Below are 7,092 nucleotides of genomic sequence, written 5' to 3'. Positions count from 1 at the left end.
ATGGCTTCGTCGGGTGGCGTGCGCACGGTAACCAGCAGATCGATATCGCTGTACGGCTTCAGACCACCATCCAGCGCGGAGCCGAACAGGTGTATGGCCAGTAGCGATGGTGCTAGGTGGCGTTCTATGACAGCGCGAGCCTGAGATAGCTGTGTATCAATCGAGGCGGTGGGTATGGGGATGGTCATGGTACTCAGCGGCCAGTCGATGGAAACGACGCAGTATTCCTTCCGTGGCTCTAACGTTTGGTTAAGGGGCGGGCTTTAGCCCGTCCCAGTGAGCGGAGCGAATGGTTTGAACCGGCTGTTAGACACTGTGTACGCGCTTGCCCCTCAGTGCTTCAAAAATCCCCATTGAAAGCTTAGGCATGTGCTTCTTTACATGAAACGACTTTGCACTGAGCAAAAGACAGCTTCCGGTTAGGTAGATATTTGCGAAAAAAGAACAGATCGAAATTATTGATCCGTCTGATATAAGTGGAATAGTGAATTGACCATCTCGCGCAACTATTGAAAGCGCGGCGATTATTAATCCTCCGCATATAAAGATTAGAATTAACGAGATTGCCAGGTCAAAAAGCCTCAGCGCTACGTTTTTAGCTAAATTTAACGATAACTTCCTGTAAATGAAGTACAGGAATGGAAGGAGTATCAACATTAACCAGGGCGTGAGCACATAAGATGCGACTAAAAACACGACTGGGGTTGCTACAGCTGTGGCACGATCCTTCGTTGAAGTACTCACATAAGCTCCTTGCAGTGTCTAACGTTTGGTTAAGGGGCCGGCTTTAGCCGGTCCCAGTGAGCGCAGCGAACGATTTGAACCACTTGTTAGCTTATTACTCATTAATTTGGTCAATGCTTCGGAGCAGTAACCGACCAAGAGGACTGATTGAATAGCCATTGGCTTTTATCATGCCCGTCTTATCGTCAAATTCTGGTAGCTCACCTTTTCTTGCTCTCTTAAATCCTGGTCGTAATAATCCCAGGCTTGCAAGATGAGTCTTATGGGTTTGGTGGAGAACGTGTTTGTCTAAATCTTCTTGAGTAGACCCAAGGACGGCGCCTGGTGGCTGCAATGAGTCTTGATGTATCTTAAAAAACTCTTCGGAGTCTGGTTCTCCGTGATGCAGCGTATAGGATTTCAATATTATTATTTCTAGGTCATTAAGTTGACCAAGTATAGATAGCAGCCGTTTATTCTCAATATATTCTAGGCGGTCATTCGTAAGGCTGTTTTTGAGAAGTGAGGCTATGTAGTCTTTTCTTTCTTCACTTAGGGCCCTGGCGGCTTGAAGAAATCCATCCTCGATCAGATCTACTGATTCGGGAGTAACGATTTTTTCTTCAACTTTTGATTTTTCGTCTTCGGCGATCTTCGCTTCGAGAAGTTTTAGCAGGGATTCAATTCTATCAATTCTTTGGTTCGGTATTATTGCACCAACAATCTCTGCAGCCAATGGACCAACAAACGGAATCGCTCCGACTAAACCCTTACCTAAGATAGCTGCAATATCCGTATTTTTTGGCATAAATTCTCCGTGAAAAAGCTAACGTTTGGTTAAGGGGCGGGCTTTAGCCCGTCCCAGTGAGCGAAGCGAACGATTTGAACCGATTGTCATAGCTTCATCGTGGGTCATCGAAACTATCTTCAAAGAGCTCCAATAGCTTTCCATCCACCCAAAGCTCAACCCTGAATTTATTAATGTCTGGTAAATTTTGAAATGGGCCTGATGGGTCATATGACCGATAGTGAAACACCACGGAGTCGCCTTGCTCATCTGTATATTTACAGTTGAGCAGCATGTAATTCGATTCTCCGATAACCGTTGTCCCAGTTTTGGGGATTTCGTGGACTATTATATTGGCGTCTTGGGCATCTGAAGCCCTTTTAGATATGGAAACTAGTTCGCCGTATTTTTGTTTTGCAATCATCAAAGGCTCCGATACCTGCAGTATGAGCTTGGGCCTATAACGTTTTGTTAAGGGGCGGGCTTTAGCCCGTCCCAGCGAGCGAAGTGAGCGATTTGAACCAATTGTTATGCTTTTAATTGTGAAATGTTGAAAAGTATCCCTGCCGCCACTAAGCAGGAGACAATCACTGCGAAAGCCATGGTTTTTATGTGTATCTCTCTTGACGGTATTTCTGTATCTGAACATCGGTCAATGGATTTCACTAGCTTTAGAGTGCCGGTATTGTCATCAAAAACGACCATGAATAAATGATTGATTAGAATGACGTATAAAATAATTGTCAGTGAAAGATATGCTGCGTGCTCCCAGTCATTATTTATCAGTAGTTCTACTGAGAATATGAAGCCTGCTGATCCGAGAGCTGTGTCGGAGAATAATTTCGAGATCCAGTGCGCGTATGAAAATATTCTATTTTGGCTGCTTAAGAAAAGAAGAAGGATTATAAGTAGCGCGGCGAAGGCAGCTGAAATAACAGCTCCAAATATTAGATTTATAATTGTCGCGTTATTTTCAAGAAAAGCTCTCTCCACGCCGTTTATTGGGAGTTGATATATTGCAGAGGATCCAATTGCCCAGATAAAGAATGGACTAGGGTCAATTCTTGGGAAATTATCCTGCAGAAATTTTTTCACTGTCTGTCCTTGGCATAAAGTTTGGTTAAGGGGCGGGCTTTAGCCCGTCCCAGTGAGCGTAGCGAACGGTTTGAACCATTTGTTAGCGTGTAACGTAGTATGTGTAAACCCTTTACTCTCCGCGCTCTAAGCTTTTGCGCTGTTCAAGAAGGGATTTCTCTTGCTCTATGTCTTTTTCAAAATGCACTGTTAGACGCCGTAAGTCAGCTAGCTTCATATCTAGTTCACCAGCATCACTTTCTTCTGAAAGTAATTCTATTGCGGTTCGCTGGCTGTCATATGCTGATAAAAAGTGGTTAACCATGCTGATGTTGTTGGCAAGGCGATCAAGTTCATCAGGGATGATTTTTTGCAGTAATGGATTGGAGCTTATGATTACCTCTTCACATTCCATTACAAACTTTAACCGATCTAGAGTTGCACGCTGCCTATCAAGCTCCATAAGCAGTTCTCTCTTGCGTTCGAGGACTAACAGTCGAGCAGCAGAGGCTGCGCTTTTCTCATTTAAACGATGGGCTTTATGAGCAGTGCTATTAGCTGCGAGGCTTGCAATTAGAGCCAAGATAGCGACCAGCATTGATGAGTGTTCTATTATTGCTTCAAGCATCGGATCGCTTCTTGGTATGTATGGCTGGAATCTTATTTGGCTATTGGCTAACTATAATTAGACACCAACTGGTGCATAAGACGCCGAGCGGGCTTGGTGTATAACGTTTCTTGCCATTGAGGATGTCCTTGTCTAGGCTGGGCGGTTTCGACGGATGAAAACTGTATAAAGGAGTTATACATCATGGAAGGGAAGCCGAGTTTTACTGGATCAGGTGCGTGAGCAGATCAGGCTTAAACACTACTCGATCAGAACTGAGCGTGTCTATTGCGAGTGGGTTAAGCGTTACATCCGTTTTCACGAATACCGGCACCCGGTTGATATGGGTGCGCCAGAGGTAGAAGCCTTTCTTTCCGACCTTGCTATTCGCCGGGACGTCTCGGCTTCGACGCAGAACCAGGCGCTCGCTGCATTGCTGTTTCTTTACAAACAAGTCCTTAAACAAGACCTGCCGTGGTTGGGCGAAGTCGTGCGTGCCAAGAAGCCGGCCCGGTTACCTGTGGTGCTCTCCATGGAGGAGGTGCATCAGATACTCGGGTTGCTGGATGGGCCGGTTGGGCTCGTTGCGCGGCTTCTGTACGGCGGTGGCATGCGTTTGATGGAGGGCATTCGGCTCCGCGTGAAGGACGTCGATTTTTCTCGTAACGAGATCGTCATCCGAGACGGTAAAGGACAGAAGGACCGCGTTACTATACTGCCTGCAAGTTTGGTCGGGCCGCTCAAACAGCACATTGCCCGTACTCGGGCCATCCATGATCAGGAGTTATCCGAGGGCAGAGGAGATGTCTATCTGCCCGATGCTCTGGCTCGCAAATACCCTAGAGCGCCTTGGGATTGGGCTTGGCAGTATGTGTTTCCGGCGTCCAGCCTTTCGGTAGATCCGCGCAGTGGCGCGGTGCGCCGGCACCACCTTGACGAGAAGCGGGTCCAGCGCGCATTCAAGCGTGCCGTAAAAGCTTCTGGTATCTCCAAACCGGCAACACCGCACACCTTGAGGCATAGCTTTGCCACTCATTTGTTGGAAAGCGGGCAGGACATTCGCACCGTGCAGGAGCTGCTGGGGCATGCTGATGTAAAGACAACGATGATTTACACCCATGTGCTCAATCGTGGCGGCCTTGCGGTATTGAGCCCTTTGGATCGGTTGTGAAACGAAGGAATATGCCTTTCAGAAGGAGCGCCGTTTTGCGGTAGGCGTAGGGCCGATTCGCATCCCTTACGATCATTTAACCCGTTTCGCCATAGTCGTGACGCGCTCTTTCGAGCGGAATAAAAAGCCTGAAGAAGAGCCGTGGGGCCGAATTTACTCAGCCAAATACAAGGCCGAATAAATTCGGCCTACGAAGTTGAATACTCAATCAAAGCGCCAGCAATGGCCTTTACCGCGTCGATGAAGCCAACAACCCTATCGATTGTTGGCTTCTTGATTGACCGGCATCGGTCACTGGGTTCGGGTCACCCGCCACACGGTGTTGGCCAGATCGTCGGCAACGATTAGCGCGCCGCTTGGATCGACGGTCACACCGACGGGTCGACCGCGGGTCTTACCATCTTCTGTGCGGAAGCCTGTCACGAAGTCGACTGGCGGTCCCGAGGGGCGTCCATCGCTGAACGGCACGAAGATGACTTTGTAGCCAACCGGATTCTTGCGGTTCCAGCTGCCGTGCTCGCCGATGAATACGCCATCGGCGAACTGCTCGCCCATGGACGGTTCGGAGAAGTCTAGGCCGAGGGCCGCGACGTGGGAGCCCAGGGCGTAGTCGGGTGTGATCGTGGCGGCGACCTTTTCCGGGTCCTGCGGTCGCACGCGATCATCTACGTTCTGGCCCCAGTAGCTGTAGGGCCAGCCGTAGAAGCCTCCTTCTTGCACTGAGGTCAGGTAATCCGGCACCAGATCCTCGCCCAGCTCGTCGCGCTCGTTCACCACTGCCCAGAGTTGCCCGGAGCCGGGCTGGACCGCCAGCGCCGTCGGGTTGCGCAGGCCGGTCGCGTAGGGCTTGTAGGCGCCGGTCTCGGCGTTGATCTGCCAGACCAGGGCGCGGTCGACTTCGGCTTCCATCCCTCGCTCGGTGATATTGCTGTTGGAGCCGATGCCTACATAAAGGAAACGGCCGTCGGGGCTGATGGTCAGCGCCTTGGTCCAGTGGTGGTTGATCTCGGAGGGGAGGTCGACGACCTTCGTCGGCGGGCCGCTGGCCTCGGTCTGGCCCTCCTGATAATCGAAGCGCACCAGCGCATCCTGGTTGGCCACGTACAAAGTGCCGTCGTGGAACGCCAGCCCGTACGGTGCGTTGAGATCTTCGGCGAATACGGTCTGGACCTCGTAGGAGCCGTCACCATCGGCATCGCGTAGCAGTGTCAGGCGATTGCCACTCTCGACCGAGGTGTTGCCCTTAGCTTTGATATAGCCAGCGATCACGTCCTTGGGCTTGAGCTTCGGCGCATTGCCGCCTCGGCCTTCGGCTACGAGGATGTCGCCATTGGGGAGGACCAGCGTCTGGCGTGGGATCTTCAGATCGGTGGCAATTGCCTGGACGCTGAAACCCTGCGGCACCGTCGGCAGTTGATCGCCCCACGGCGTGGGCTCGGCGATCTTCATGCTGGGCAAGATTCCCCGTTCGGGTTCGGGCAGATTCGGGGTGGCGCCGTACTCCTGATCAGTGTCCTCACCCCCGATGCCACAACCGGCGAGCAGTACGGCCAGCGACAACGCGGTCAGTGCGTTCGGATGTTTCATCGTGCACCTCCGGCGCGCAGGTTGGTTAGGCCGATCCCGGTCGCAATGCAGGCCAGCACGGTGACGATCACAGAGAGAACCAGGCCAATGGGCATGGCGGCCCAGGCGTCCTTGGCATGCTCCAAGGCATTGATGAAGCCCAGCACCCAGGTCACCAGCAGTAACAGGAAGTACACCAGTGGCCGACCTTTCTTGTGATGGGCTCGTATCAGATTGACCAGTGCGAACAGAAGCGCCAGGCCGCAGAAAACCAAGCCCCCGGCAATCAGCCAGGAGGCGAAGTTGCTCCACTGAATCTGATAGCTGCGAAAGTAGGCGATGTCACTCAGCAGGGCGCCGAGAAAGAGGGGAACGGTTCCGGCAAGCAAGGTCGCGTGTAACGGGTTTGGCCTGCTTCGGTAGGTGCGCTGGGTGGTAGCGGTCACGGCGGACTCCTCTTCGCTGGGCGACCCTGGCCTGACTCGGTGCGGATGCGTTGGCCCGCCGGGCTCGCTCTGACTGTGTATAAAAGGGGAACGTAGCGCTAGCGGTTAGTTCACTCCGATCCATTGGGCCGAAGGCCAACTCGTACCCGATTTCGCGCGCGGTCGAAGCCAGCAGACAACACCGGTTCGCGCCGCCAATGGCTTCCGTTTTGTCGTCGGGTGCCATGGCGGTTGCTTCTTGGATACTGTTTGCGCGCCGTTATTGGGTCGAACTGCGCACTGCGGAGCGGCAGGTGATTTCGGCGTAGGGCTCGCCTGACGAATATTCGCCCGGAACGCGTTCCACGGCCTGGCTGTTGGGCGCAACGGTGAAAACCGGTGGCGCCGAGGTGTCCGAGCGCGCGTCGTCCGGTACGTGGAACTCGCAGGTCACCTGTTCGCCGGTATGGTTGAACACTTTCACGGCGCGTACGCCCAGTAGTTCACCTTCGACGCCCTCCGCTTGCGTGGGTACCCCCATGGGATTGACGTCGATTTTCAGGCCGTTCAGGTGGGCGATGATCTCCGGTTTCGGTGTCTGGGCCAATGCGATGGGTGCACAAAGTGCGAGGCCACAGGCGGCGAGCAATTGCTTGGTCATAGAAACCTCCTCTGAGTCGATGCCTGCTTAGAAGGGCTCGAAGGCCGAGGGTTCGGTTCTGATTCGGTGTCTTGCATG

9 protein-coding genes are annotated in these 7,092 nt (G+C 52.5%); 1 reads left to right on the top strand and 8 read right to left on the bottom strand.

Features of this window, described 5'->3' with window-relative positions:
- From NA647_RS14970 to NA647_RS14950, 5 genes are all read right to left on the bottom strand, one after another.
- A partial coding sequence (locus tag NA647_RS14970) for a nucleotidyltransferase domain-containing protein (protein WP_256058418.1) occupies positions 1-188 on the bottom strand: 188 nt, incomplete at its 3' end.
- A 650-nt stretch (positions 189-838) separates the two neighbouring features.
- Positions 839-1,531 (bottom strand): hypothetical protein, encoded by a 693-nt coding sequence (locus NA647_RS14965; RefSeq protein WP_256058417.1) that lies wholly within the window; start codon positions 1,529-1,531, stop codon positions 839-841.
- 94 nt (positions 1,532-1,625) lie between these two features.
- Positions 1,626-1,934 (bottom strand): hypothetical protein, encoded by a 309-nt coding sequence (locus NA647_RS14960; protein WP_256058416.1) that lies wholly within the window; start codon positions 1,932-1,934, stop codon positions 1,626-1,628.
- Between the two features lie 104 nt (positions 1,935-2,038).
- Positions 2,039-2,605 (bottom strand): hypothetical protein, encoded by a 567-nt coding sequence (locus NA647_RS14955; RefSeq protein WP_256048368.1) that lies wholly within the window; start codon positions 2,603-2,605, stop codon positions 2,039-2,041.
- Positions 2,606-2,717: 112 nt separating this feature from the next.
- The gene (locus NA647_RS14950; RefSeq protein ID WP_256058414.1) at positions 2,718-3,212 is read right to left on the bottom strand and encodes a hypothetical protein; all 495 of its coding nucleotides are present in this window, start codon (positions 3,210-3,212) and stop codon (positions 2,718-2,720) included.
- A 205-nt stretch (positions 3,213-3,417) separates the two neighbouring features.
- On the opposite strand from NA647_RS14950, the gene NA647_RS14945 reads away from it, so the two are divergent.
- Positions 3,418-4,362 carry an integron integrase gene (locus NA647_RS14945; RefSeq protein ID WP_256058423.1) on the top strand — a complete coding sequence of 315 codons (945 nt, stop codon included), beginning with the start codon at positions 3,418-3,420 and terminating at the stop codon, positions 4,360-4,362.
- A gap of 291 nt (positions 4,363-4,653) precedes the next feature.
- Here the strand turns inward: NA647_RS14945 and NA647_RS14940 are convergent, their stop codons facing one another.
- The 3 genes from NA647_RS14940 to NA647_RS14930 all read right to left on the bottom strand — a co-directional run bounded on the left by NA647_RS14940 (position 4,654) and on the right by NA647_RS14930 (position 7,014).
- Positions 4,654-5,949: a PQQ-dependent sugar dehydrogenase gene (locus NA647_RS14940; RefSeq protein WP_256058413.1), complete on the bottom strand. Its 1,296-nt coding sequence runs from the start codon at positions 5,947-5,949 to the stop codon at positions 4,654-4,656.
- Entirely contained in the window at positions 5,946-6,374 is a 429-nt protein-coding gene (locus tag NA647_RS14935) for a DUF2231 domain-containing protein (protein WP_256048365.1), read from the bottom strand. The genes NA647_RS14940 and NA647_RS14935 overlap by 4 nt, the downstream gene beginning before the upstream one ends.
- Before the next feature lie 259 nt (positions 6,375-6,633).
- A complete protein-coding gene (locus NA647_RS14930; RefSeq protein ID WP_256058412.1) occupies positions 6,634-7,014 on the bottom strand; it encodes a hypothetical protein in 381 nt (126 codons plus the stop codon).
- Between the last annotated feature and the right edge of the window lie 78 nt (positions 7,015-7,092).

It is taken from the genome of Stutzerimonas stutzeri (genome assembly GCF_024448985.1).
Lineage (GTDB): Bacteria > Pseudomonadota > Gammaproteobacteria > Pseudomonadales > Pseudomonadaceae > Stutzerimonas > Stutzerimonas stutzeri_AP.
This window is presented reverse-complemented; position numbering and strand designations above follow the sequence as displayed.